Origin of the sequence: Nocardioides turkmenicus (assembly GCF_011045035.1) — a bacterium.
GTDB lineage: Bacteria > Actinomycetota > Actinomycetes > Propionibacteriales > Nocardioidaceae > Nocardioides > Nocardioides turkmenicus.
Map to the genome: position 1 here is coordinate 73,541 of NZ_JAALAA010000004.1, position 24,662 is coordinate 98,202.

At 69.3% G+C, this 24,662-nt stretch carries 22 protein-coding genes; 11 read left to right on the forward strand and 11 right to left on the reverse strand.

Going from position 1 to position 24,662, the window contains the following annotated elements; translation table 11 throughout:
• A complete protein-coding gene (locus G5C66_RS05800; protein ID WP_165110021.1) occupies positions 1 to 669 on the reverse strand; it encodes a TetR/AcrR family transcriptional regulator in 669 nt (222 codons plus the stop codon).
• An 82-nt stretch (positions 670 to 751) separates the two neighbouring features.
• On the reverse strand, positions 752 to 2,266 hold the full coding sequence (locus G5C66_RS05805) for a flavin-containing monooxygenase (RefSeq protein WP_165110022.1): 1,515 nt from the start codon (positions 2,264 to 2,266) through the stop codon (positions 752 to 754).
• 274 nt (positions 2,267 to 2,540) lie between these two features.
• Between G5C66_RS05805 and G5C66_RS05810 the strand changes: the two genes are divergently transcribed.
• Complete coding sequence (locus G5C66_RS05810) at positions 2,541 to 3,353, forward strand: hypothetical protein (protein WP_165110023.1); 813 nt, start codon at positions 2,541 to 2,543, stop codon at positions 3,351 to 3,353.
• Positions 3,354 to 3,436: 83 nt separating this feature from the next.
• On the opposite strand, the gene G5C66_RS05815 is transcribed toward G5C66_RS05810, so the two are convergent.
• Positions 3,437 to 4,615, reverse strand: coding sequence for a CaiB/BaiF CoA transferase family protein (locus G5C66_RS05815; protein WP_165110024.1), 1,179 nt, complete (start codon positions 4,613 to 4,615; stop codon positions 3,437 to 3,439).
• Between the two features lie 124 nt (positions 4,616 to 4,739).
• Here G5C66_RS05815 and G5C66_RS05820 point away from each other — a divergent pair, with 124 nt between their 5' ends.
• Both G5C66_RS05820 and G5C66_RS05825 read left to right on the forward strand, forming a co-directional pair.
• Positions 4,740 to 6,230: a protein kinase domain-containing protein gene (locus G5C66_RS05820; protein ID WP_165110025.1), complete on the forward strand. Its 1,491-nt coding sequence runs from the start codon at positions 4,740 to 4,742 to the stop codon at positions 6,228 to 6,230.
• 176 nt (positions 6,231 to 6,406) lie between these two features.
• On the forward strand, positions 6,407 to 7,852 hold the full coding sequence (locus tag G5C66_RS05825) for a glyceraldehyde-3-phosphate dehydrogenase (protein ID WP_165110026.1): 1,446 nt from the start codon (positions 6,407 to 6,409) through the stop codon (positions 7,850 to 7,852).
• Between the two features lie 16 nt (positions 7,853 to 7,868).
• Here the strand turns inward: G5C66_RS05825 and G5C66_RS05830 are convergent, their stop codons facing one another.
• The 4 genes from G5C66_RS05830 to G5C66_RS05845 form a co-directional block, all read right to left on the reverse strand.
• Positions 7,869 to 8,063 carry a hypothetical protein gene (locus G5C66_RS05830; protein ID WP_165110027.1) on the reverse strand — a complete coding sequence of 65 codons (195 nt, stop codon included), beginning with the start codon at positions 8,061 to 8,063 and terminating at the stop codon, positions 7,869 to 7,871.
• Between the two features lie 179 nt (positions 8,064 to 8,242).
• Entirely contained in the window at positions 8,243 to 8,989 is a 747-nt protein-coding gene (locus G5C66_RS05835) for an amino acid ABC transporter ATP-binding protein (protein ID WP_165110028.1), read from the reverse strand.
• Positions 8,986 to 9,825, reverse strand: a complete 840-nt coding sequence (locus G5C66_RS05840; RefSeq protein ID WP_338144077.1) for an amino acid ABC transporter permease — start codon at positions 9,823 to 9,825, stop codon at positions 8,986 to 8,988. The genes G5C66_RS05835 and G5C66_RS05840 overlap by 4 nt, the downstream gene beginning before the upstream one ends.
• Positions 9,822 to 10,676: an ABC transporter substrate-binding protein gene (locus tag G5C66_RS05845; protein WP_165110030.1), complete on the reverse strand. Its 855-nt coding sequence runs from the start codon at positions 10,674 to 10,676 to the stop codon at positions 9,822 to 9,824. The genes G5C66_RS05840 and G5C66_RS05845 overlap by 4 nt, the downstream gene beginning before the upstream one ends.
• Positions 10,677 to 10,739: 63 nt before the next feature.
• On the opposite strand from G5C66_RS05845, the gene G5C66_RS05850 reads away from it, so the two are divergent.
• Together G5C66_RS05850 and G5C66_RS05855 are read left to right on the forward strand one after the other, a co-directional pair.
• On the forward strand, positions 10,740 to 12,740 hold the full coding sequence (locus tag G5C66_RS05850; RefSeq protein ID WP_165110031.1) for an NADPH-dependent 2,4-dienoyl-CoA reductase: 2,001 nt from the start codon (positions 10,740 to 10,742) through the stop codon (positions 12,738 to 12,740).
• Positions 12,741 to 12,750: 10 nt separating this feature from the next.
• Positions 12,751 to 13,170 carry an HIT family protein gene (locus G5C66_RS05855; protein WP_165110032.1) on the forward strand — a complete coding sequence of 140 codons (420 nt, stop codon included), beginning with the start codon at positions 12,751 to 12,753 and terminating at the stop codon, positions 13,168 to 13,170.
• Between the two features lie 8 nt (positions 13,171 to 13,178).
• Here the strand turns inward: G5C66_RS05855 and G5C66_RS05860 are convergent, their stop codons facing one another.
• A complete protein-coding gene (locus G5C66_RS05860) occupies positions 13,179 to 14,399 on the reverse strand; it encodes a glycoside hydrolase family 1 protein (RefSeq protein WP_338144078.1) in 1,221 nt (406 codons plus the stop codon).
• Positions 14,400 to 14,444: 45 nt separating this feature from the next.
• On the opposite strand from G5C66_RS05860, the gene G5C66_RS05865 reads away from it, so the two are divergent.
• The 3 genes from G5C66_RS05865 (at position 14,445) to G5C66_RS05875 (ending at position 17,257) form a co-directional block, all read left to right on the forward strand.
• Positions 14,445 to 15,128 carry a pirin family protein gene (locus G5C66_RS05865; RefSeq protein ID WP_165110034.1) on the forward strand — a complete coding sequence of 228 codons (684 nt, stop codon included), beginning with the start codon at positions 14,445 to 14,447 and terminating at the stop codon, positions 15,126 to 15,128.
• 80 nt (positions 15,129 to 15,208) lie between these two features.
• On the forward strand, positions 15,209 to 15,724 hold the full coding sequence (locus tag G5C66_RS05870; protein ID WP_165110035.1) for a hypothetical protein: 516 nt from the start codon (positions 15,209 to 15,211) through the stop codon (positions 15,722 to 15,724).
• A gap of 15 nt (positions 15,725 to 15,739) precedes the next feature.
• On the forward strand, positions 15,740 to 17,257 hold the full coding sequence (locus tag G5C66_RS05875) for a flotillin family protein (RefSeq protein WP_165110036.1): 1,518 nt from the start codon (positions 15,740 to 15,742) through the stop codon (positions 17,255 to 17,257).
• Positions 17,258 to 17,517: 260 nt separating this feature from the next.
• Here G5C66_RS05875 and G5C66_RS05880 read toward each other — a convergent pair whose 3' ends face one another.
• On the reverse strand, positions 17,518 to 19,218 hold the full coding sequence (locus tag G5C66_RS05880) for a 2-isopropylmalate synthase (RefSeq protein ID WP_206443778.1): 1,701 nt from the start codon (positions 19,216 to 19,218) through the stop codon (positions 17,518 to 17,520).
• A 256-nt stretch (positions 19,219 to 19,474) separates the two neighbouring features.
• Here G5C66_RS05880 and G5C66_RS05885 point away from each other — a divergent pair, with 256 nt between their 5' ends.
• Genes G5C66_RS05885 through G5C66_RS05895 form a run of 3 tightly spaced genes read left to right on the forward strand, consistent with a single transcriptional unit; the run spans position 19,475 to position 21,624 of the window.
• Entirely contained in the window at positions 19,475 to 20,116 is a 642-nt protein-coding gene (locus tag G5C66_RS05885; RefSeq protein WP_165110038.1) for an NAD-dependent epimerase/dehydratase family protein, read from the forward strand.
• A gap of 12 nt (positions 20,117 to 20,128) precedes the next feature.
• Entirely contained in the window at positions 20,129 to 20,815 is a 687-nt protein-coding gene (locus G5C66_RS05890; protein WP_165110039.1) for a FadR/GntR family transcriptional regulator, read from the forward strand.
• Positions 20,812 to 21,624, forward strand: coding sequence for an ABC transporter ATP-binding protein (locus G5C66_RS05895; RefSeq protein ID WP_338144079.1), 813 nt, complete (start codon positions 20,812 to 20,814; stop codon positions 21,622 to 21,624). Before G5C66_RS05890 ends, G5C66_RS05895 begins: the two co-directional genes overlap by 4 nt.
• On the opposite strand, the gene G5C66_RS05900 is transcribed toward G5C66_RS05895, so the two are convergent.
• Together G5C66_RS05900 and G5C66_RS05905 are read right to left on the reverse strand one after the other, a co-directional pair.
• Positions 21,621 to 23,420 (reverse strand): penicillin-binding transpeptidase domain-containing protein, encoded by a 1,800-nt coding sequence (locus G5C66_RS05900; RefSeq protein WP_165110040.1) that lies wholly within the window; start codon positions 23,418 to 23,420, stop codon positions 21,621 to 21,623. The genes G5C66_RS05895 and G5C66_RS05900 overlap by 4 nt on opposite strands.
• Before the next feature lie 197 nt (positions 23,421 to 23,617).
• On the reverse strand, positions 23,618 to 24,637 hold the full coding sequence (locus tag G5C66_RS05905) for an SGNH/GDSL hydrolase family protein (RefSeq protein WP_165110041.1): 1,020 nt from the start codon (positions 24,635 to 24,637) through the stop codon (positions 23,618 to 23,620).
• Positions 24,638 to 24,662: the final 25 nt, after the last annotated feature.

Sequence of the window (24,662 nt, forward strand, 5' to 3'; positions counted from 1 at the left end):
TCAGCCGAGGAGCTCCTCGAGCGGCTGGTCGTGGTCGATCGCCATTCCGTACGCCTTGGTGCGGGTGTCGATCATCGCCAGGACGGCCTCGGTGACGACCTCGGTCAGGTGCTCGGCGTCGGGGATGCCCTCGCCGAGGTGGACCCAGCGACGTACGGCACCGAAGACCATCCCGATCAGGCCGTAGATGAGCGGGTCGACGGCCTTCTTGTCGATCTCGGAGACCTCGACGCCGGTCAGCTCGAACGCGGCCAGGATCAGTTCCTTGATCCGCTCCGCGACCCGGTCCAGCCCCTGCTGCAGCGGGCCGCTGCCGTTGGGCGCGGTGTCGACGTCGGCCACCTGGTGCAGGAGCGGATGCTCGAGCGCCCAGTTGACGTACGCCCCGACCGTGCGCGAGATGATCTGCCGGATCGATCCGGTCAGCTCCATCGCCGGGAAGAGCTTGGCCCACAGACCGTCGAGGATGTCGGCCTGGATGGCGAGGTCGAGCTCGCGCCGGTCGGCGAAGTGGCGGTAGACGACGGACCGGGAGAGCCCGGCGGCCTGGCCGATCGCCTGCAGGCTGACGTTGACGCCGTCGGTCTCGATCAGACCGATCGCGGCATCGACGATGCGCTTGCGCCGGTCATCGTTGTGACGCTTCCAGCGAACTGCCCTGCCATCCATGGTGGGACCATCGTAGTCCCACGTACTTCACGCCGGGCCTGGAATGCCTGTCACAGTAATCACAGACCCGGCGCCAAGGGGCTCAGGCGAACCTGATCACGCCGTCGGCGACCGGCGCCCCGAGCCCCTTCATGTCCACCAGGTAGTTCTGCTTCGCGGCCCACGGAGCCCGGTCACCGGCCTTCGGCATCAGGTCCAGCGAACGCTGGATGTAGCCGGAGGCCAGATCCATGAACGGCCGCTCCTCGACGCTCGGGTCCCGGGAGACCGAGGCGACGTCGTAGCCGTTCTCCCCCATGAAGCCGAGCAGCCGGATCACGTAGTCGGTGACCAGGTCGGCCTTGAGCGTCCACGAGGCGTTGGTGTAGCCGATCGTATAGGCGAAGTTGGGCATCCCGGTGATCATCAGGCCCTTGTAGGCCATCTGGTCGGGCAGGTTGATCGGCTCGCCGTCGACGGTGAAGTCGAGTCCCCCGAAGAGCCGGAGGTTGAGCCCAGTGGCGGAGATGACGATGTCCGCCTCGAGCGTCTCGCCGGACTCGAGCTCGATGCCCTTCGGCACGAACGCCTTGATCCGGTCGGTCACCACGTCGGCGTACCCCTCCCGGATCGACTTCATCATGTCGCCGTCGGGGACGAAGCAGATGCGCTGGTCCCACGGGTTGTAGGGCGGGTTGAAGTGCTTGTCGACGTACGCGATCGCCTCGTCCTTGGTCATCCCCGGACGACCATTTCGAGCCGTGAGGCCGTTGATCCACTGGTCGCGGATCACCTTCTTGACGACACCGGGGGCGCGGCGGGCGAGCTGGTAGGTGCCGACCGTGAGCATGATGTTCTCCCAGCGGACCGCCTCGTGGCCGATCTTCTCGCGCACCCGCTTGAACGGGAGCCGGCCGAGCAGGCTGAACGGCGCGGTCTTCAGCAGCGAGGCGATCGCGTCCTTCCCCGGCCGGGAGAGGATGTACGTCGGGGTGCGCTGCAGCATCGTGACCTTCTCGGCCCGGTCGCTGCCGGCACCGGCCAGGTTGGGCAGCAGGGTGACCGCGGTCGCGCCGGAGCCGATGATGACGACCTTCTTGCCCGCGTAGTCGAGGTCCTCGGGCCAGTGCTGCGGGTGCACGAAGGTGCCCTCGTAGTCGTCGAGGCCGGCGAACTCCGGCTGATAGCCGTTGGCGTAGTCGTAGTAGCCCGAGCAGTTCCACAGGAAGCCGGCGGTGATCTCGGTGGGGCCGTCGGGGGTCTCGACGGAGACGGTCCACTGCTTGTCCTCGGAGCTCCACGCCGCACCGGTGACCTTGTGGCCGTAGCGGATCAGCTTGTCGACGCCGTAGTCCTCCGCCGTCTGCCGGAGGTAGTCACGGATCTGGTGACCGTCGGCGAGCGCCTGCGAGCTCTCCCACGGACGCCACTTGAAGGCGAAGGTGAACATGTCGGAGTCGGACCGGATGCCCGGGTAGCGGAAGAGGTCCCACGTGCCGCCACTGGCATCGCGCTGCTCGAGGATCGCGAGCGTCTTGCCGGGCAGGCGCTCACGGAGCTGTGCGGCCGCTCCGATGCCGGAGACGCCGGCACCGATGATCAGTACGTCGACATGCATGCGACTGAGGTTACCCGGAAGTATCTGATTGCGACACCCTGTCTCGCGAACTTTTGCAAGCGGACGTAGGAATCTTCGACTGAGGAACGGCTCGGTAACACAACCGGACCCCCCTACCCCGCGCGTAGGCGAGGTCACTACGCTGCGGTCTGCAGCCGTGGGGGCGGCACGCATCCACGGCGACTTCGGGGTCACTCACCCGTCGCTTTCGATGGCTGAGGCTGCACTCGGGCCGCACGGCGCGGCCGCATGATCTTCGAAAGGTTTTCGAGTGTTGAGTTTCGTACGCGCCGGCGCGGTTGTCGCGGGCGTCTCCCTCGCCGGGTTCATCGCAGCGCCGGCGTTCGCCACCGGCGACCCGGCCGGCAACAACGGCACCGTCAAGGTGATCCAGCACGGCAACATCGACGATGTGCCGGAGAACCAGCCCCACGTCGGCTGCACCCTCGACATCGAGTGGTACGGCTTCGACGAGGGCGAGGACATCGTCTCGGAGATCGACTTCGAGCTGCACTCGCCGACCGACTCCGGTGAGCTCACCGTCGACGGCCCGAGCAAGGTCTTCGTGGGCGGCGACGCCGCGAGCGGCGCGGGCACCGACGACGGTCTGGACGGTCGCGAGACCTACACGCTGACCGCCACCGGCCTCGCCCACCCGAAGCAGGGCTTCCACGCGAAGGTCACCATCCACACCCCGGGCAGCATCGGCAACGACACCAAGACCAAGGTCTTCTGGTTCCAGAACTGCGCGGTCGAGGAGCCGACCCCGACGCCGACCCCCACCCCGACCGAGGAGCCCAGCCCCTCGGAGGAGCCGACCGAGGAGCCCACCGAGGAGCCCACCGAGGAGCCGACCGAGCCCGTCGTCCTCGAGGAGGAGCCGACCGAGTCCGAGTCCGCCGTCCCGACCGAGGAGTCCGACTCCGAGGTCCCGACCAACATCGACGCCGGTCTCGCCGGTGAGAGCGACTCCCCCGTGCCCGCGATGTGGCCGCTGCTGGCCATGCTCGCCGGCGCTGCCGCTGCCGGCACCGCGCTCGTCGTGGTCCTGCGCCGCCGCGCTGCCGCTCTGGTCCGCAAGGACTGAGCCACCCCGCGTCACACGGAACGGCGCGGCGTTCGACCTTCGGGTCGTGCGCCGCGCCGTTCCTGCGTTTCCTCGGCCGGACGTCAGTCCTGGAACGCCGCGCCCTTCTCGATCAGGGCGTCGGCGTCGTCGATCCCCCACGCGGCCAGGGCCCCGCGGGTGTGCTGGCCGGCGCTGGCCGCCGGCGCCGCACCCAAGGTGGAGGCGGTGCGGCTGAACCGCGGAGCGGGAGCGGGCTGGGTGACACCGTGGTGGGTGACGTACGTCTGGCGGGCCTGCAGGTGCGGGTGGACAGCCGCCTCGGAGGGGGTGAGGACGGGGGCGACGCAGGCGTCGGTGCCCTCGAAGATCTCGGCCCACTCGGCCATCGTCTTCGACGCGAAGGTCTTGGCGAAGAGGTCGCGCATCTCGTCGTAGCGCTCCATCTCGTACTGCCCCGGGCAGACCCCATCGAGCCCGAGCCGGGTGACCATCTCGGCGAAGAACTTGCCCTCCAGCGCACCGACCGCGACCTGGCGGCCGTCGGAGGTGTCGTAGAGCGCGTAGAACGGCATCGCGCCGTCGAGCAGATTGCTCTGCCGCGTCTCGTGCCAGGCACCGGAGGCAAGCATGCCGGAGATCATCGTGGCGAGGTGGGCGGTGCCGTCCACGATCGCGGCGTCGACCACCTGTCCCTCACCGGTCGTCCTGGCCTCGATCAGCGCGGCGAGGATGCCCATGACCAGGTAGGTCGAGCCCCCGCCGAAGTCACCGAGCAGGTTGAGCGGGAAATGAGGCCGGGCGCGGTCCTGGCCGAGACCGTTGAGCACGCCGGTCGTGGCGATGTAGGTGAGGTCGTGACCCGCGGACTGCGCCAGCGGACCCTCCTGGCCCCAGCCGGTCATCCGGCCGTAGACGAGGCGCGGGTTGCGCTCCAGGCAGGCGTCGGGGCCCAGGCCGAGACGGTCGGTGACGCCCGGACGCAGCCCTTCGACGAGCACGTCGGCGGTCTCCACCAGACGCAGGACGGTCTCGACCGCATCCGGGTTCTTGAGGTCGAGCGCGACGCTCGGGCGGCCCCGGGTGAGCAGGTCACCGGCACCGCCACCGAGCACGTTGCCGCCCGGCCGGTCGACCCGGATCACGTCCGCGCCCATGTCCGCGAGGATCGTGCAGGCGTGCGGCCCCGGCCCGATCCCCGCCAGCTCGACGACCTTGACCCCGCGGAGGGGGCCGGTGCCCTGGCCCAATGTCACTGTGGATTTCTCCGTCGACTCAGTCATGTCGGCCATCCTCGCAGGATCCGGACCCGCAGAGTCTGGAACCCTCCGCCCGGCATGATCGGATCGTGGCGCGGAGTCCGATACGCTCCGAGACACACTCGCCGGTGCCACAGGAGCAGAGAAGTTGTCTCGGGAAATCCCCACATCCCCCCAGTCCGCCGCCACCCAGGCCAGCCCTGTCAATCCGGTCAGCCCGCTGACCGCGAACGATCCCCGCGAGATCGGTCCGTACCGGCTCACCGGCCGCCTCGGCCACGGCGGCATGGGCGTCGTCTACCTGGGTGAGGACGCGGCGGGCATGAAGGCGGCGGTGAAGGCGATCCTTCCCGAGCTCACCTCCGACCCGGGCTTCCGGGCGCGGTTCGAGCGGGAGATCGAGGCCGCCAAGAGGGTGGAGAGCCGGTTCACCGCGCGGGTCCTCGACGCCGACCCCGACGCCGAACAGCCCTGGATGGCGAGCGAGTACGTCGCCGACCCACCCCTCAACAAGCTGATCGGCTCCGGTCGGCGCCTGACCGAGATCGACGTACGTCAACTGGTCGCCGGTGTCGCGGAGGCGCTCGCCGCGGTGCATGCTGCCGGGCTCGTCCACCGCGACATCAAGCCCGGCAACATCCTCTACGGCGACACCGACCCGTGCGTGATCGACATGGGCATCGCCCGCTCCGTCGACGGCACCGCGCTGACCCAGACCGGCAAGGCGGTCGGCACCTACGGCTACCAGGCGCCCGAGCAGGTCCAGACCGGCACCTTCTCCAGTGCGGTCGACATCTGGGCGCTCGGTCTAGTCGCGTTCGTCGCCGCCACCGGCCGCTGGCCGTTCAGCGGCGAGATCGGCTCGATGGGCCATCTCCTCAAGGGCGAGTCGCCCAACCTGAGCCTCTGCCCGGTCTACCTGCGGCCGCTGGTCGCCGCATGCCTGGCCGACGAGCCGACCGCTCGGCCCTCCGCCGCCGACATCCTGGCCACCAACGGCGACTGGACCCTGCTGCCGGCCCCTATCACCTCGGAGGCGGAGACGACGGTCGGCGCGCTGCCACCGTCGCTCACCGGCACCGGGATCACCCGCGCACCGCGGCCTGCCGCGAGCCTCGCGGGACCCGGCAACACCGCCGACCTGCCCACCCATGCCCCCACCTTCGCCGAGCCGACCCAGCCGCCCGGACGCCGCTGGAAGGTCGCCGTGATGGCCGCAGCAGCGGTGGTCCTGGTCTCGGCCGGTGTGGCCGTCGCGGCCAACCCCGACCTGCTCCCCGGTCAGGACGACGAACCGCGGGTCAGCGAGGTCACGCCGTCGGCCGAGCCCAGCACCGGCGAGAGAAGCACGGCGCCGAGCACTCCGGTCGGCGGGACCGTGGACACGGGGACGGATCCCGAGTTCGACGAGGAGCCCGCCGACGAGCGTCCCGAGGACGACGGCGAGATCGTCCCGAGCGAGGGCGCCGCCAGCGGCGACGCGACACCTTCGGAGTCGCCGGAGCCGACCGAGACGGTGCCGAGCGACCCGGCGAGCGAGACCGTCACCGAGACGCCGACCGCCGAGCCGACCGAGACCGCGACGGCGGAGCCGACCGAGGATCCCGTCGAGGAGCCGACGGCGACCGCCTCTCCCTGACCGCATCACGCAGCTCGTTCGGGGCTGCTCGCGGGGGTTCGGGAGACCCGGGTCACACCCGGTCCGAGGTTGGATCGATCAAGGTGGCCCGGGCTCTGGTGATGCCGATAATCGAGCCTGGCGGGGTGTGCCGCCCGCCGTAGGCCAAGCCTTCCCGAGCAACTGAAAGTTGAGCTGTGAGCGACACCGACGAGACCTTCAACGACTGGCAGCACCGCGAGGAGCTCGCGGAGACGATGATCCCGATCATCGGCAAGCTCTACCGCGAGAAGGATGTCACCATCCTGGTCCACAGCCGGTCGCTGGTGAGCAAGTCCGACATCTCGATCCTGAAGGCGCACCGGTTCGCGCGCCAGATCGAGGGCGAGGAGCTCTCGGTCACCGACACGTTCCCGCTGCTCCAGGCGGTCGCCAAGCTCGACCTCGGCCCCTCGAAGGTCGACCTGGGCCTGCTCGCGGTCCAGTACGCCGAGAACGAGCGCGGCCTCTCCGTCGACGACTTCGTCGCCGAGAAGCTGGCCGGAGCCACCGGCGACAACAAGCTCGAGCGCAACGGTGGCCAGGACGTCGTGCTCTACGGCTTCGGCCGGATCGGCCGCCTCGTCGCGCGGCTCCTCGTCGAGAAGGCGGGCTCGCGCCACGGTCTGCGGCTGAAGGCCGTCGTCGTCCGCAAGGGTGGCGAGGACGACCTCATCAAGCGCGCCTCGCTGCTGCGCCGCGACTCGATCCACGGCCAGTTCGCCGGCACCATCACGGTGGACGAGAAGAACGGCGTGCTCGTCGCCAACGGCAACCCGATCCAGTTCATCTACTCCAACGACCCGACCACGGTCGACTACACGGCGTACGGCATCAAGGACGCCATCCTCATCGACAACACCGGCAAGTGGCGTGACCGCGAGGGCCTCTCGCAGCACCTGCGCCCGGGCATCAAGAAGGTCCTGCTGACCGCGCCGGGCAAGGGCGACGTCCCCAACATCGTCCACGGCGTCAACCACCAGACCCTCACCGGCGACGAGGAGGTCATCTCCTGCGCGTCCTGCACGACCAACGCGATCGTGCCGCCGCTGAAGCTGATGGAGGACCGTTTCGGCATCGTCCGCGGTCACGTCGAGACGGTGCACTCGTTCACCAACGACCAGAACCTGCTCGACAACTACCACAAGGCCGACCGCCGCGGCCGCTCCGCACCGCTCAACCTGGTCCTCACCGAGACCGGTGCGGCCTCCGCCGTCGCCAAGGCGCTGCCGGACCTGAAGGCGAAGATCACCGGCAACTCGATCCGCATCCCGACCCCCGACGTCTCGATCGCGATCCTGTCGCTCTCCCTCAAGGGTGAGACCTCCAAGGAAGAGGTCGTCGACTACCTCCGCGAGGCCTCGCTGACCGGCGAGCTGCGTCGCCAGGTGGACTTCACCACCGCCCGCGACGCGGTCTCCTCCGACTTCATCGGCTCCCGCGCCGCCTCGATCATCGACGGCAACGCCACCATCGTCGACGGCGACTCCGCGATCCTCTACGTCTGGTACGACAACGAGTTCGGCTACTCCTGCCAGGTCGTCCGCACCGTGCAGTCGATCTCGGGCGTCGAGTACCCGACCTTCCCGGTCCCGGCTGTCTGAGCCGCTCGAACGGTCTCTACGCCGCCCCGTCTCGTCCGGTCTCCGGACGAGACGGGGCGTTTCGGTTCCACGCCATGAGGATCGCTTCGGTGTCGGTCAGCCCGACCTGCGCCACGTCGCGGAGGACCGGCGCCGACCGGAGCCACATCTCGTACTCGATCTGCTTCTTCTGCTTCTCGGTATCCGCCCTGAGCCAGTCGACGTCATGCAACGGGCCGTTCGTCGTCGGCCTGCTCCTCCCAGGTCTGCGTGGTGATGCCCATGGCCACGGACCCTAGGAACCGGCTGTTGCCCAAGCGAGCGAAATCAAGATCCTGTGGATGACTCTGTGGAAACCATCCGCGGGACGTCAACGGCAGGGTCGGATACCGGGGTCCGCGCCAGCCTGCCTCAGGAGCGGACGCGGGCGAGGAAGGCGCGGGTGCGCTCCTCGACGGGGTCGCCGAAGAGCTGCTCCGGCGGACCCTGCTCAAGGACGCGACCACCGTCGAGGAAGCAGACCTTGGTGGCGACCTCGCGGGCGAACGACATCTCGTGGGTGGCGAGGACGAGGGTGGTGCCCGCCTCCGCCTCGGCCCGGACGATCTCCAGCACCTCACCGACGAGCTCGGGGTCGAGGGCGGCGGTGATCTCGTCGAGGAGCAGCAGACGAGGCCGCGTGCACATCGCCCGGACCAGCGCGACCCGCTGCTGCTGGCCCCCGGAGAGCGCGTCGGGGTGGGCATCGGCCTTGTCGGCGAGACCGAACCGGGCCAGCAGCGCTCGGGCCCGATCGGCCGCCTCACCTGCGGGAACACCGTGGACGCGCACCTGGGCCAGCGTGCAGTTGTCGAGCACGGAGAGATGGGGAAAGAGGTTGTACGCCTGGAAGACCATCCCGATCTCCCGGCGGACCGAGCGCGGGTCGACGAGCGGGTCCGAGATCTCCCGGCCGTCGAACCTGATGATCCCGTCGTCGATCGTCTCCAGCAGATTCAGGCAGCGCAGCAGGGTCGACTTCCCCGACCCGGACGCACCGATCAGGCAGACCACGTCGTGCTCGGCCACCACCAGGTCCAGGCCGTCGAGCACAACGCGGCCTCGATAGGACTTCCGCAGGGCCTTGGCCTCCAGCAACCCCGACACCGTCGCAGTCATCGACCCTGCTCCTTCTCGATCTGTCGCCGCATCAGCCAGTCGGTGAGCCGGGTGAGCGGCACCGCGACGACGAGGAAGTACGCCGCCGCGACCAGCAGCGGCGTGCCGTTGAAGTTGTAGCCCTGGTAGTCCTGGGCCGCCCGGAGCGCCTCGAAGACACCCACCGCCGAGATCAGCGCGGTGTCCTTCTGCAGCGAGACGAGATCGTTCATGAGGGGCGGTACGACGCGGCGTACGGCCTGCGGGAGGACCACGAAGCGCATCGTCTGGGCCCGCGTCAGCGCCAGCGCCTCGGCCGAGGCGACCTGGGTGGGATGGATCGCCAGGATGCCGGCGCGGAAGACCTCCGCGACGTAAGCGCCGTAGCAGAGCACGAGGGCGAACGTGGTCAGCCAGAAGAGCGAGCTGGTCACCCCCGACAGGCCCAGAGCCGGGATCCCGATGCCGCAGATGACCACCACCATGATCGACGGAATCCCGCGGAACAGGTCGGTGTAGCCGGTGGCCAGGAGCCGTAGCGGCGCCAGCCACGGGGAGGTCGTCTGCCGGGCGATGGCGACGAGTGCGCCGAGGACGAGTACGCACGGCTCGGCGACCAGGAAGATCCGGATGTTGATCCAGAACCCCTCGGCGATCGCCGCGAACGAGTCCCGCGCGTGGGACCAGCTCAGGAAGTAGTCCCGGACCCGGTCCCACCCGGGTGAGGAGACCACCAGCAGCACCAGCCCCACCGCGACCACGACGGTCACCACGGTGGCGATGGCAGTTTGCTGGAGCCTCAGCCGGCGGCGTACTGCCTGTCTCTCGAGCTCCCGCTCGCTGGGCGCCCAGGTCACTTCAAGACCGGCACGGAGACGACGTCCGACAGCCACTCCTTCTCGAGCGCGGCGAGGGTGCCGTCCTCCTCGAGTGCGGTCAGGGCCTCGTCGAGGCACGGCGCCAGGCCGCTGTCCTTCTCGGTCAGCAGGCCGAACTCCTCCGGCTTCTCGCTGCTCTCGAACTGACCGGTGATCGTGCTGCCCTCGATCTCGGCGGCGGTGATGTAGAACGCGGTCGGCAGGTCGAAGACGAGCGCGTCGACCTGGCCGTTGAGCAGCGCCTGCTTGGCCTGGTCGCTGGTGTCGAACACCAGCGGGTCCTTGGTCGGCTTCACGTCCTCGCGGATCGCGGTGAGCGACGTGGTCGCGGTCTGGGCACCGAGCTTGAGTCCCTTCAGATCCTCCAGCGATGCCGCCTGGGCCGCGTCCTCCTCCATCGTCACGACCGCCTGCGAAGCCGTGTAGTAGCCCTTCGAGAAGTCGACGACACCCGCACGCTCGGGGGTGATCGAGATCTGGTTGATGTCGAAGTCGAACTTCTTCTCGCCCGGCGTGTAGGAGGTGTTGAACGCCTGCTTGACCCAGACGACGTCCTCCTTCGCGAACCCGAGCTGCTCGGCGACGGCATAGGCGACCGCCGACTCGAAGCCCTTGCCGTTGCTGGGGTCGTCCTCGGAGAACCACGGCTCGTACGCCGGGGAGTCGGTGCCGACGGTCAGCTTGCCGTCCTGCTTCAGCGGCAGGTCCGCAGCCTCGCACGAGGCGGGGGCGCCCCCATTGGCGCTGGTGTCGCCCTCGCTTCCGCACGCGGTCAAGACGGCGGCGAGAGCGAGCGGAACGACGAGAAGGGGAGTAAGGCGAGTGCGCATGTGCGGAATCGTAGATGGAACCAGCACTGGCCGCTTCTTATTACTCATGAGTAGCATACGGCCATGGCGTACGAATCCCTGCTCTCTCCGCTCACCATCGGGCCGCTCACCCTGCGCAACCGGGTGGTGATGGGGTCGATGCACACCGGTCTCGAGGACCACGCCTGGGACATCCCCAAGCTCGCGGCCTACTTCGCCGAGCGCGCACGCGGAGGCACCGGGCTGATCATCACCGGCGGCTATGCGCCGAACAAGCGCGGCTGGCTCAAGCCGTTCGCGAGCGAGATGAGCTCCCGGCTGCACGCCGCCCAGCACCGCCGGGTCACCGGCGCGGTGCACGAGGAGGGCGGCGCGATCGCCATGCAGATCCTGCACGCCGGCCGCTACGCCTACACGCCGTTCTCGGTCAGCGCCTCCGCCGTCCAGGCGCCGATCAACCCGTTCAAGCCCGCGGCCCTCTCCGACAAGGCCGTCGACGCGACCGTCTCCGACTTCGCCAAGAGCGTCGCGCTGGCGAAGAAGGCGGGTTACGACGCGGTCGAGATCATGGGCTCCGAGGGCTACCTGATCAACCAGTTCCTCGCCGAGCGGACCAACCAGCGCGAGGACCGCTGGGGCGGCACCCTGACGAACCGGATGCGGTTCCCGGTCGAGATCGTGCGGCGCTCGCGAGAACTGGTCGGTGACGACTTCCCGATCATCTTCCGGCTCTCGATCCTCGACCTGGTCGACGACGGTCAGACCTGGGAGGAGACGGTCGAGCTCGCGTACGCGCTGCAGGACGCCGGCGTCTCCGTCTTCAACACCGGCATCGGCTGGCACGAGGCGCGGGTGCCGACCATCATCACCCAGGTCCCGCGCGGTGCCTGGCTGGACATGACCGCGCGCCTCAAGGCCGAGGTGGACATCCCGGTCTGCGCCTCCAACCGGATCAACACCCCCGAGCTCGCCGAGGCGGCGATCGCCGAGGGCAAGGCCGACCTGGTCTCGATGGCCCGGCCGCTGCTGGCCGACCCCGAGTTCGCCAAGAAGACCGCCGAGGGCCGCACCGACGAGATCAACACCTGCATCGCCTGCAACCAGGCCTGCCTCGACCACGCCTTCTCCAACAAGGCCGCCTCCTGCCTGGTCAACCCGCGTGCCGCACGCGAGACGACCCTGGTGCTCTCCCCGACCCGGGTGAAGGCGACCGTGGCCGTCGTCGGCGCCGGCCCGGCCGGCCTCGCCGCCGCCACCTCGGCCGCCGAGCGCGGCTTCGAGGTGACGCTGTTCGAGAAGTCCTCGCAGATCGGCGGTCAGTTCCGCCTCGCCATGGCGGTGCCGGGCAAGGAGGACTTCAAGGACACGCTGCGCTACTTCGGCCGGCGTCTCGAGGTGCTGGGCGTCGACGTACGTCTCGACACCGAGGCAACCACCGCCGACCTCAAGCCCTTCGACCACGTCATCGTCTCCACCGGCGTCACGCCGCGGGTGCCGCAGATCGCCGGCTCCGAGGACGAGCGGGTCGTGACGTACGCCGATGTGCTCTCCGGCCGGGTCGTCCCGGGCCGCCGGGTCGCGGTGATCGGTGCAGGCGGCATCGGCGTCGACGTGTCCGCCTGGCTGACCCACCGGCCCGAGACCCTCGACGAGTGGAAGGCCCGCTGGGGCGTCGGCGACCCGGCGACCTTCCGCGGCGGTCTCACCACGCCGGTCCTCGAGGCCCCGGCCCGTCAGGTGACCCTGCTGCAGCGGAAGTCCACCCCGATCGGCATCAGGCTCGGCAAGACCTCCGGCTGGGCTCACCGCGCCCACCTGAAGCAGGACGGCGTCAAGCAGGTCCGAGGTGCGACGTACGACAAGATCGAGGCGGGCGACGACGCCGTCACGCTCCACTACGCCGTCGACGGCCAGCCGCACACGCTCGAGGTCGACCACGTCATCCTCTGCGCCGGCCAGGAGTCGGTGCGCAACCTCTGGACGGAGCGTGACAACTGGCATCTGATCGGTGGCGCCGACGTCGCGGCCGAGCTCGACGCGAAGCGCGCGATCAAGCAGGGCACCGAGGTCGCCGCCGGACTGTAGCCTTCCTCGCATGAGCGATCCCGACTGCCTGTTCTGCAACATCGTCGCGGGCAACATCCCGTCGACGAAGGTCTACGAGGACGACGAGACGTACGCCTTCATGGACATCGCACCGGCCGCCGAGGGCCACACCGTGGTGGTGCCGAAGACGCACACCAAGGACGTCCTGGAGGCCGACCCGGCGGTCTACGCCGCGACCGCGAAGGCCGCCCAGGCGGTCGCCAGGCGAGCGGTCGACGTGCTGCAGGCCGACGGGGTCAACGTGCTCAACAACTGCGGGCCGGCCGCGTGGCAGACGGTCTTCCACCTGCACTTCCACGTGATCCCGCGCTACACGGACAAGTCCAAGGACTCGCTCACCCTCCCGTGGGTGCCACACCCGGGCGACATGGACGCGATCAAGGCGATCGGCGAGAAGCTGGCCTTCTAGGAGATGCTCTAGCCGGTGGGCGCTCCTTCGGCGTGGGCGGCGACCATTTCGGCGTACCACCCGAAGGAGCGCTTCGGCGTACGCACCCCCGCGGCGTCGACGTGCACCAAGCCGTACTTCCCGCCCACGCCGTCCTCCCAGTCCTTGCCGGTGAACGGCGCCTCCCAGCCGTCGCGGTCGAGCAGGGTGTAGGCGTAGAAGCCGCGTACGTCGACACCACGCTCTATCGCGGCCGAGACCGCCTCCAGGTGGGCCTCGAGGTAGTCGATCCGGGCCTGGTCGTCGACCTCGCCGTCCACCACCGGGGCGTCGTACGCAGCACCGCACTCGGTCACCACGATCGGCGGCATCGCGGCGCGATAGCGGGATCGGGTGATGATCAGCCACTCCCGCAGCGCGGTCGGCACCACGCCCCAGCCGGTGTCGGTGGCGGGGTAGCCGACGAGCGGCACCATCCGGAACGGGATCTCGTCGCCCTCGGCCGAGGCGCCGATGCGCTGCGGGGCGAAGAAGTTGACGCCGTAGAAGTCCAGGGGCGACCGGATCGCGGCCATGTCGCCCGGCATCACGACCTCGTCGGCCAGGCCGGCGAGGTCACGTGGGTAGCGGCCCATCAGCATCGCCTCGAGCGGGACCGCGTTCCAGGCCAGGTCGACGAGCTTGGCGGCGCCGACGTCGGCCGGGTCCTCCGAGAGCGGCCAGATCGGCTCGTGGTGCGTGGCGCACCCGACGGTCGCCACTCCAGCGGCCCGCAGCACCTGCACGCCGCGGCCGTGGGCCAGGAGCAGGTGGTGCATCGCAGCGACGACTCCCCAGCCGGCCCGGCGCCCGGGCGCGATCGTGCCGAGGCCGTAGCCGAGGTAGGCGCCCACGTTGGGGTCCTGGACCGGCACCCACTCCGGGACCCGGTCGCCGATCAGGTCGGCGACCGTCTGGGCGTATTCACCGAACGCGTCGACCGTGGCGCGGTTGAGCCAGCCGCCGTCGGCCGCCAGCGGCTCGGGCAGCTCGCCGGCGTAGAGCGTTGCGGAGGGGCGCAGGCCGGCGTCGAGCAGCTCGTCGACCAGGCGGTCGTAACGAGCGCGGGCATCGGGATCGAAGACACCGCGCCCACCCGGCTGAAGCTCGCTCCAGGAGACGGCGAACCGGTATCCCGGCGCACCGAGACGCGTGAGCAGCGCAACGTCCTGCTCGCCCCCCGGCCGGGTGGCGTCTGCAGTGCCGAACACGAAGCCAGTCGGGAACTTGGGAAACGCCACGGCACAATCATGACTGTGACTGCCCAGATCCGCCGAGGAACCGCCCGATTCACGGAACGTCCACCCGGCCTCCGGCCAGGAAAAATCACCTGGCACACCTACTCCTTCGGCCCCCACTACGACCCCAACCGCGTCGGCTTCGGCCCGATCGTGACCTACGACGAGCACCTGTTGCGCAACGGGGAGGGATTCGAGGACCATCACCATGCCGGGGTCACGATCGTCACCTGGCCGATCTCCGGCGAGGTGACCCACGCCGACTCGACCGGCGCCACCGGGACCGTCTCCCGCGGCCAGGTCGGTGTCTTCACGACCGGCGACGGCGTCGACCACTCCGAGTTCGCCTCCGCCGCCGGCACCCGCTTCATCCAGGTCTGGGTCTCCGGCAGCACCGGCGAGCCGGCGTACGCCGTCCACGACGTCACCCCGGTCGAGGGCGAGTGGGTCGAGGCGGTCCACCTGGACCAGGGGTCGCTGTGGGTCGGCCACGTCGGCACCGACGGGCCCGCCGAGATCACCCTCCCGGAGGGCCGCCTCCGCCATCTCCACGTCGCCACCGGCGCCCTGCTGCGTAGCGGCATGGCCGAGCCGCTGACCGCCGGAGACGCCTTCGAGATCACCGCCGGCGAGGACCTGCCGCCGGCGTTCACGGTCAGTGCAGGCGTACCGACCGAGCTTCTTCTCTGGACCTTCGAATAGGGCGGACAAGCCCCCGGCTCCACGGATAAAGTCCGCACCAGACTGCTGCTCAGTGTGGAGACTCTGCCGAAAGGTTTGGCGTGACGACGTTTCTGATCATCGGAGCCGTCGGGTTGGGCCTCCTGCTGGTGTCACTGGTGATCGGCGACCTCCTCGACGGCTTCCTCGGCGGCGCGCTCGATGCCGACTGGTTCTCGACCGCCGCGATCGGCGGGTTCGTGTCCGCGTTCGGGTTCGGTGGCGCGCTGGCCGTCGGTCCGCTCGGCACGATCCCGGCCATCGGGATCGGGGTCCTGGGCGGCGCGCTCTTCGCCTGGTTCGCGCTGTGGCTGACCCGCCTGCTGAAGGAGGAGCACACCGACGCGGTGCCCTCGGGCGACGCCGCCGTCGGGCTGGACGCCGCCGTGATCACCACGATCCCGGCCGGTGGGTTCGGCGTGGTGCGGGTCGCCCTCGGGGGCCACACGGTGACCTACAACGCCAAGGCGCCCGACCTCGACGAGGAGATCACGCCTGGCACCGCCGTGCACGTGACCGGGGTCCTCTCACCGACGGCAGTCACCGTCGCGCCGACGTGGCGCGAGATCACCTCCTGACCTGAAGGGGTCCCCATGGAACCGCTGGTGCCGATCGCCGGCCTTGTCGTACTCGTCATCCTGCTCCTGCTGCTGGTCACCAGCCGCTACAAGGTCGCCGGGCCCAACCAGGCCTTCATCGTCACCGGCCGCAAGGGCAAGGCGGTCCTCAACCCGGAGACCGGCCAGCTCACCACCGACCTGTCGGGCCAGAAGGTCGTGCTCGGTGGCGGTGTCTTCGTGGTCCCGTTCGTCCAGAAGCTGGCGGTCATGGATCTCTCCTCGCGCCGGATCTCGGTGCAGATCCGCGGCGCGGTCTCCGGACAGGGCATCAAGCTCAACCTCGAAGGGGTCGCGATCGTGAAGGTCGGCGGCAACGCCGACCAGATCCGACTGGCCGCGCAGCGATTCCTCTCCCAGCAGGAGGAGATCGAGCCGTTCACGCAGGAGGTGCTCGCCGGCGCGCTGCGGTCGATCGTCGGCGGTCTGACCGTCGAGCAGATCATCCGTGACCGGGCCGCGTTCGCCCAGCGGGTCGCCGACGAGTCCGAGTCGTCGCTCACCGGCCAGGGCCTGATCCTGGACACCTTCCAGATCCAGGACGTCACCGACGACGGCTCCTACCTGACCAACCTCGGCCGTCCCGAGGCCGCCCGCATCACCCAGGCCGCCTCGATCGCCGAGGCGGAGGCTCGCCGTGCCGCCGAGCAGGCCCGGATCAAGGCCGAGGAGGAGATCGCGGTCGCCCAGCGTGCCCTCGCGCTGAAGCAGGCCGAGATCAAGGCCGAGACCGACGCTGCCGCCGCCACCGCGGCCGGTCCGCTGGCCCAGGCCGACCGCGACCAGGCCATCCTCACCGAGCAGGAGAAGGTAGCCGTACGCCAGGCGGCGCTGACCGAGCGCCAGCTCGAGACGCAGGTCCGCAAGCCCGCCGACGCCGAGCGCTACCGCGTCGAGCAGGAGGCGGAGGCTCGCCGCAACTCCGAGATCGCCGCTGCGGAAGCCCGCAAGGCCGCCACGATCGCCGCCGCCGAGGCGGACGCCGAGCAGGCCCGACTCACCGGTGAGGCGGAGAAGGCCCGCCGTGCCGCGCTGGCCGAGGCCGAGGCCATCGAGGGGGCCAAGCGCGGTGACGCGCAGAAGGCGCTGCGTCTGGCCGGCGCCGAGGCCACCCGGGCCGAGGGTGAGGCGAGCGCTGCCGCCACCCTGGCCGTCGGTCAGGCCGAGGCCGAGGCGATGGACAAGCGCGCTGCGGCGTTCGCGTCCTACAACGACGCCGCCGTGCTGCAGATGCTGATCGAGGTGCTGCCCCGGATCGCCAAGGAGGTCGCCGCGCCGATCAGCGCCATCGACAGCCTCACCGTCCTCTCCACCGAGGGTGCCGGCGCGATCCCGAAGCAGGTCAACGACAACGTCGTCCAGACCCTCAACATGCTCAAGACGACCACCGGTGTCGACCTCGGGTCGATGCTCCGCAAGGCGGTCGCCACGACCACCGAGAACGACACCGAGATCGGCACCGCGGAGATCCCCTCCAACCACGTCCCTCAGTGATCGATCCACAGCTTGCCAACACTCGGTCACGAAGGCTGTAGAAAAGGGACATAAACGTGACAGCCAGATTCAAGTCTGGTTATGTATCCACGTCGACGTAGGGAGGGAGCACTCCAAGCCTCGACCGGGCCTCGCGGCCGAAAGGCCGCCAGGCTCGCCTCTCGAGTCTCTCTACTGTTCCCCCCGTCGGTGGAGAGACACCGAGGGACATCGATTGTGGCCCGGCCTCACGGCCGGGCCACATTCTATTTCGCCAGCCCTCAGCTCTCCGCGGCCTGGACGAGGGTCCCGGCGGTGGCGCGCGCAGCGTGGAGCACGGCTCGCACACTGGCCATCAGCACGGACCGGTCTCGTCCCGCGGCCCAGTGGACGCCGACTCCGTTGCGGAACTCGATGACGGTCAGGGCTTCGCTGTCGTTCCCGGACCTGAGCGAGGACTGGTGCAGGGACAGGATGTCGACGCCGATGCGCTGCTCCGCCAGCAGTTGGGCGGTGGCTTCGACGGGCCCGACGTCGTAGGAACCGCTGTGCTCCACTCCATCGATGCGAAGACGGATATCCGTACGGCTGGTGCCGTCGCGGCTCCCGGACTCGAGGTCGACCAGCTCGATGCCATCCGTCTCGCCGGTGAGGTAGACGGCCTCGAAGAGCTCGAGCAGCTGTGCCGGGTCGATCTCGCGACCCGTGGCGTCGGTGTGTTCCTGCACTCGACGTGCGAAGTCGATCTGGAGACGTCGCGGCAGCTCGATGCCGTACTCGGATGCGAGGAGGTAGGCGATACCACCCTTGCCCGACTGCGAGTTGACGCGGATGACTGCGTCGTAGCTCCGTCCGATGTCAGCAGGATCGATCGGCAGGTAGGGCACTCGCCACTCGATCTCGCTCCCCTGGCGGTCCTCGCCCGCAGCCCTGCCCTCGTGCTCGGCGAAGCCCTTCTTGATCGCGTCCTGGTGGGTGCCGCTGAAGGCGGTGTGCACGAGGTCGCCGACGTACGGATGACGCGGATGCACCTCGAGCTGGTTGCAGTGCTCGACGGTGCGTCGGATCTCGTCGATGTCGGAGAAGTCGATCATCGGGTCGATGCCCTGCGCATGCAGGTTCAGCGCCAGCGTGGCGATGTCGACGTTGCCGGTGCGCTCTCCGTTGCCGAAGAGGCAGCCCTCGACACGCTGTGCGCCGGCCAGCACCGCAAGCTCTGCGCACGCGATTCCGGTGCCGCGATCGTTGTGCGGGTGCACCGAGAGGATCACGCTGTCACGGCGAGCAAGGTTCTTGTGCATGTACTCGATCTGATCGGCGTACACGTTCGGCGTGGCGACTTCGACGGTTGCGGGCAGGTTGAGGATCACAGGCCGCTCAGGCGTCGCGTCCCACAGCGTCGTGATGGCATCGCAGATGTCGAGGGCGTAGTCGGGCTCCGTGAGATTGAAGACCTCGGGAGAGAATTCGAACCTCACGTTCGGCATGTCGTCAGCGAGCTCCAGAACGTCTCGACCACCGCGGAGGATGAGCTCCTTCACCTCATCGGCCGGGCGTCCGAGCACGACGTCGCGCCAGGTCGGGGCCGTAGCGGTGTACATGTGGATCACCACCTGATTCGCGATGCCACGGATCGACTCCACCGTTCGCGCGATCAGGTCCCGGCGGGCCGGCGTGAAGACCACGATGGTGACGTCGGCAGGCGCGATGTCCGACTCTGCGACGAGGCGTACGAAGTCGAAGTCGGTCTGAGAAGCGGAGGGGTATCCGATCTCGATCTCCTTGTAGCCCATCGCCACCATCAGCTCGAAGAAGCGGCGCTTTCGCCCGGGATCCATCGGTTCGGGCAGTGCCTGGTTTCCGTCTCGCAGGTCCACCGGCACCCACAGCGGAGCCTGGGTCAGTCGGCGGGTGGGCCAGTCTCGTTCGGCCAAGGGGACCTCGACGCGGGCATGGACGTCGCGATAACGGTACGACGGCATCTGAGACCGACGCTGCCGGTTCCAGACAGGAGCGTCGTCCGCGACGGGACCTGAGGGCGTGGCGATGGTGGGAAAGCTGGGCATGCTGGTGGTTCCTCCTCTTCGGGGATCAGAGATGAACCGGCGCATGTCTCGACTCCACGGTGAGGAGCCGGTTCGACTAGGCCCCGCCGTGGCACAGAAGGAGAAGCACCTGCTGGATCAGCACACGGCCACGCTACAACTCCTCAGACAAGTAGACAAGTAGAGTGCTTCCATGAGCGATCGACCAGTCATCACATCCGCTGAGGTGCCCACCCTGAGAGTCTTCGTCGCCGGAGCGACCGGGGTGATCGGATCGCGCCTGCTGCCCCTGCTCGCCGCAGCCGGCCACACCGTGGCCGGAATGACCCGCACCGCGTCGAAGACGGAACTGGTCCGGGAGCTCGGTGCCGAGCCCGTGCTGTGCGACGTCTACGACACCGCGGCTCTCACCGCGGCGACGACGGCCTTCCGACCTGACCTGATCCTCCACCAGCTCACCGACCTCCCCGACGCCGCCGAGGAGCTACCAGAGCGACGAGACGACAACGCGCGCATCCGGATCGAGGGGACGCACAACCTCATCGCGGCGGCCACAGCGGCCGGATGCACGCGCCTCCTCGCTCAGAGCGTGGCCTGGGACCTGCCGCCCGGAGGCGGTGCCGACGCCGTGCGGGCACTCGAGGACGCCGTCCTCGGCTACGGCGGCACGGTGCTGCGTTACGGACAGTTCTACGGCCCTGGGACGTTCTACCCCGACGCCCTCCCCGCCGGCCCTAGCATCCAGGTCGACGCCGCCGCGGAGCGCACGGTCGCCGCGCTGGACCGTCCCAGCGGGATCCTCACGATCACCGACGACACCGACCTCGCGGTCTGAGAGGAGCGGGTGATGGGACAGGTGCAGCGGACCTCGCTGGCTGATCAGGCCGCGAAGCTCCTCCTCGAGCGGATCCGTGCCGGCGAGTGGCAGATCGGGGCGAAGCTCCCCGGCGAGACCACGCTGGGTCCCCAGCTGGGCGTCGGCCGTTCGACGGTTCGCGAAGCGATCCGACAGCTGGCGGGCCGCGGCGTACTCCAGACACGGCAGGGTGCCGGCGTCTTCGTCACCGCACTCGACGTCAGCGACGACTGGGACGTCGTCCTGCGTCAGGCAGACATCGCTGCGGTCATCGAGGGCCGGATCGCCATCGAGACCGAGGCCGCCGCACTGGCTGCGCAGCGGCGTACGGCAGCGGATGTGCGAGCCATGCGACGCGCTCTGGCGCGGCGTGTCGTGGCCGGCCAGAGCACCGAGGAGTACGTCGACGCCGACATGGTGGTGCACCGCACCGTCGTGGCCGCTGCCCACAACATCGTCCTGCTGGACCTCTTCGACGGGTTCGTGCCACGCGTCCGCGAGGCGATGATCGACATGCTCGATCTCCGTCCGGCCGAGACCCCGTGCGATGCGAACTCATCAGGGGATGATCACGAAGCACATGCCGAGCTCGTGCAAGCGATCATCGACCGCGATCGGGCAGCGGCGGCGCGACTCAGCCGCGCCCACCTCACCGGACTGAAGGCGGCCCTGGGGTGACGACCGGGAGTATGACCCAGCCACCGCCGGTCATCGAGCTCACCGACGTCACGTTCCGGCGCGGCGAGCGGACCATCCTCGACGCCATCAGCTTCGCGGTCCGCCCGGGCGAGCACTGGGCGCTCATCGGTCCCAACGGTGCCGGCAAGAGCACCATCCTGGGATTCTGCGGTGCGCTCACGCATCCCACGTCCGGGACGGTCGATGTCCTCGGCCACCGGGTCGGTCGCGTCGAGCTGCAAGCACTGCGCCGTTCGATCGGTCATGTCAATCCACGACACCCGCTAACCTCGCCGCTCACGCTTCGCGAGGTCGTGCTGACGGGGCTCACCGGCTCCATCGAGCTACCGCCGCGCTGGCGGCCCACAAGCGACCAGGTCCGCGCCGCAGACGCCCTGATCGAGCAGATCGGCTTGGCGGGGAAGCACGAGGCGAAGTGGCCGACTCTGTCGCAGGGTGAACGCGGCCGCACCCTGATCGCTCGTGCGCTCGTCTGCGAGCCCGTCCTGCTCCTGCTGGACGAGCCGACCACCGGTCTCGACGTGGCGGCGCGTGAGCAGCTGTTGGTGACCATCGCAGCGCTCGAGCACACGCACCCCGAGCTGGCCTCGATCCTGGTCACCCACCACCTCGAAGAGCTCCCGCCGAGCAGCTCGCACGCGGTTCTCCTCAACGACGGACGCATCGTCAGGTCCGGTCCGATCACGGACGTCCTCACAACCGAGCATGTGTCGCTCGCCTTCGCCTACCCCATCCAGGTCGGACAGCACGGGAGACGATGGTTCGCGCGGGCGGCGTCGGCTGCCTAGCGCTCGTTGACCATCCGCAGGAACGCCTCGACGAGCGGACCCGAGGTGGCCGCGCCGTTCTCGCCCTCGTCGACGTAGACCGCCACGGCCAGGTCGCCCTGCGCCGCGATCATCCAGGTGTGGGTGAGGCGCTTGCCGTTGCGGTCGAACTCGGCGGTGCCGGTCTTGGCGATCACCGGCTTGCCCGGCACGTCGGCCAGGCCGCGCCCGGTGCCGTCGGTGACCACGCTCCGGAAGATCGTACGCAGCTCCGCAGCCTCGGCGGCGGCGAGCGGCTTCACGCCCGACGGTTTGGCGGTCTGGCCCTGGACGAGGTTCGGGACCACGGTGTGACCTGCCTGGATGGAGCCGATGACGGTGGCCATCACGAGCGGGGAGGCGAGCACCTTGCCCTGTCCGATCAGGTCGGCGGCGTGCTCGGTCTCGACCGCGGGCTCGGGAATCTGGCCGAAGTAGGAGGTGAAGCCGGCGTCGCGGTCGATGCCGAAGCCCAGGGAGGCGGCCGCGGAGGCGATCTCGGCGTGGCCGACCTCGCTCGCTGCGCCGACCATGGCCGTGTTGCAGGACTCGGCGACGGCGTGGGCGAGCGTGATCTCGCCGAGGGCGGACTTCGGGTACCAGGAGTCGTTCTTGAAGGTCTTGCCGTCGACGGTCGCCTTGGCGGGGCACGTGACCCGGCTGTCGGCGTGGAGACCCTTGCGCAGCAGGGCCAGCGTGGTCGCGGCCTTGAAGGTCGATCCCGGGGCTGCCTGACCGTAGGTGGCCAGGTTCATCTTGTTGTCGACGCCGTTGGCGGCGACCAGCACCGCGCCGTCGCTCGGCCGGATCGCGACCAGGGCGCTCTCGGGCTTGACCTGCTTCAGGATCTTCTCGGCGCTCTTCTGCATCCGCGCGTCGAGGGTGATGGTCAGAGACTTCCCGTCGATCGGATCGGTGCTGAAGAGCTTCTTGAGCACCTCGCCCTCGTCACCGAGCACCGAGACCTGCAGCCCGGGCTTGCCCCGCAGCTGGTCGTCGTAGCGCGCCTGCAACCCGGAGAGGCCGACGAGGTCGCCAGGGAGGTAGGTGCCGGGCTTCTTCTTCATCATCTCGGCCGTCACCTCACCGACGATGCCGACGACCGGGGAGGCGAACTCCTTGGTCGGGCCGAGCGGAAGGGTCCGGTTGAGCATCGCCGCGCCCTTGATCCGGCCGATCTTGGCCGCCTTGGCCTTCGTCATCATCGGCTTGCGGATCGAGATCGCCTCGACGAAGGCCTTGTCGCCGGCCGCGCGGACCCGCTTGGCGTAGCGCTTCGGGTTGATGCCGACGATCGCGGCGACGTCTCGAGCGGCCGCGGGCGCCGCGACCGGGTCGATCAGGGTCTTGTCGATGCCGACCGTGACGACCGGCCGGTCAGCGACGAGGGTCTCTCCCGACGTGCTCAGGATCTCGCCGCGCTGCTGCTGGACGGTCTCGACGTGCAGGCTGCGACCCTCGGCGAGCGTCGGCGCGACCACGGTCGGTGCCCAGACGAACTCCCACTTCTCGCCGGTCTTGCGGAGCTCGACCTCCGACTCGTAGGTCCACCGGCCACCCGGCAGCCCCCACGCCCACCTGAGCGTCGACTTCGCGCTGTCAGTGCCGTGGCCGGTGAAGGTCGGCTTGGTCGCGGACACGTCGGGCGCCCCGAGCTTCCCGAACAGGTTGCCGGTGAGGTCGTCGTAGTCCGCGGCAACGGCGGCTGGGTCGGTCTTCGCCACGAAGTCGACCTTCGTGAACGTGCCGCTCTCCAGCGCGGTGGTCAGGGTCGACATGCTCGGACCCGGGTCCTTGGCCCCACCGCAGGCAGCAAGCAGCGGTAGAGCAACAGCAAGGGCCGCTATGCCCCGGGAGACTCGCATGGGACGGTTCTATCAGCCTTGCCCCCAAGATTGGGTTACACCTGTCCAACGCGGAGGTTGTGAAGCCGGGCGCGGCCAGTGGCCCACGCCCGGCTTCACCGCCGGTTCGATCAGTGTGTCGCCAGCCAGGCGTCCAGATCGATCCCGCGCTGGTCCGCGAGCTTCTGCAGACTCTCACGGGTCGGCGGCTGGAACACCTTCGGCTCGATGTGGCGGTCGAGAGCGGCGTACTTTCTCTGCTTGGCGGCCTGCGCGGGGCCGGTCGCCTCGGCGGCGGCGACCACCGACGGGCTCGCGGTGACGGCGGCACCGGTGAGCGGCGTACTCACCAGCGGGGTGTAGCCGTCGCGGTGGCCGGCGGTGTTGGCGTGGTACGACTCCTCGACCGGGTTGGAGAGGCCGTTGATCCACTCCACGTCGTCGCAGACCGCGTGGCCGGTGAACCGGCTGATCGGGTTGACGTACGTGAACCCGGCGGCGCTCGCGCGCGAGGCCGTGGTGTTGTTCAGGAGCACGGCGGTGTCGTTGAGGATCGCCTCGTCCTCCGGGCTGAACCAGGTGAAGGCGTTGCAGTCCTCGCCCATGAACAGCTTCGGATAGCCCACGACCACCACCTTGGCGTTGGGCGCGGCCGAACGGATCCGGGAGTAGAGCGTCCCGAGGCTGCCCGGGAGCGTGTTGCGGATGTAGCTCTGCGCACCCGCGACCGCTCCCGCGCAGTCGCTCGCCCAGGCGGGCAGAGCGCACTCGGTGATCACGTCGGCGAAGCCGGCGTCGTTGCCGCCGACCGAGATCGTCACGTAGCGCGTCGAGCTGGACAGGGCGCTGAGCTGGCTGTTGACGACGTCGGCGACGACCGCACCGGAGCAGGCGCGGAAGTTGAGGCTGTAGCTCTTCGCGGCGGCGACCAGGCTCGGGTACGCCAGGGTCGACCGCTTGCACTCGCTGCCGTCGTTGATGTAGCTGCGGGTGCCTACCCCGGAGGAGTAGGAGTCACCCAGGGCGACGTAAGGCTCCCCAGCCGCGGCGGCTGGGGAGCCTGGGGCGACGGCGAGGCCGACGCCGAGAAGGGCGATGGATGTGAGGGAGACCGCGAGGCGGACTTTGGACAGGCGGAAGATCACGTTCATGGCAACTCCCGAAAGCCAGGGGCCA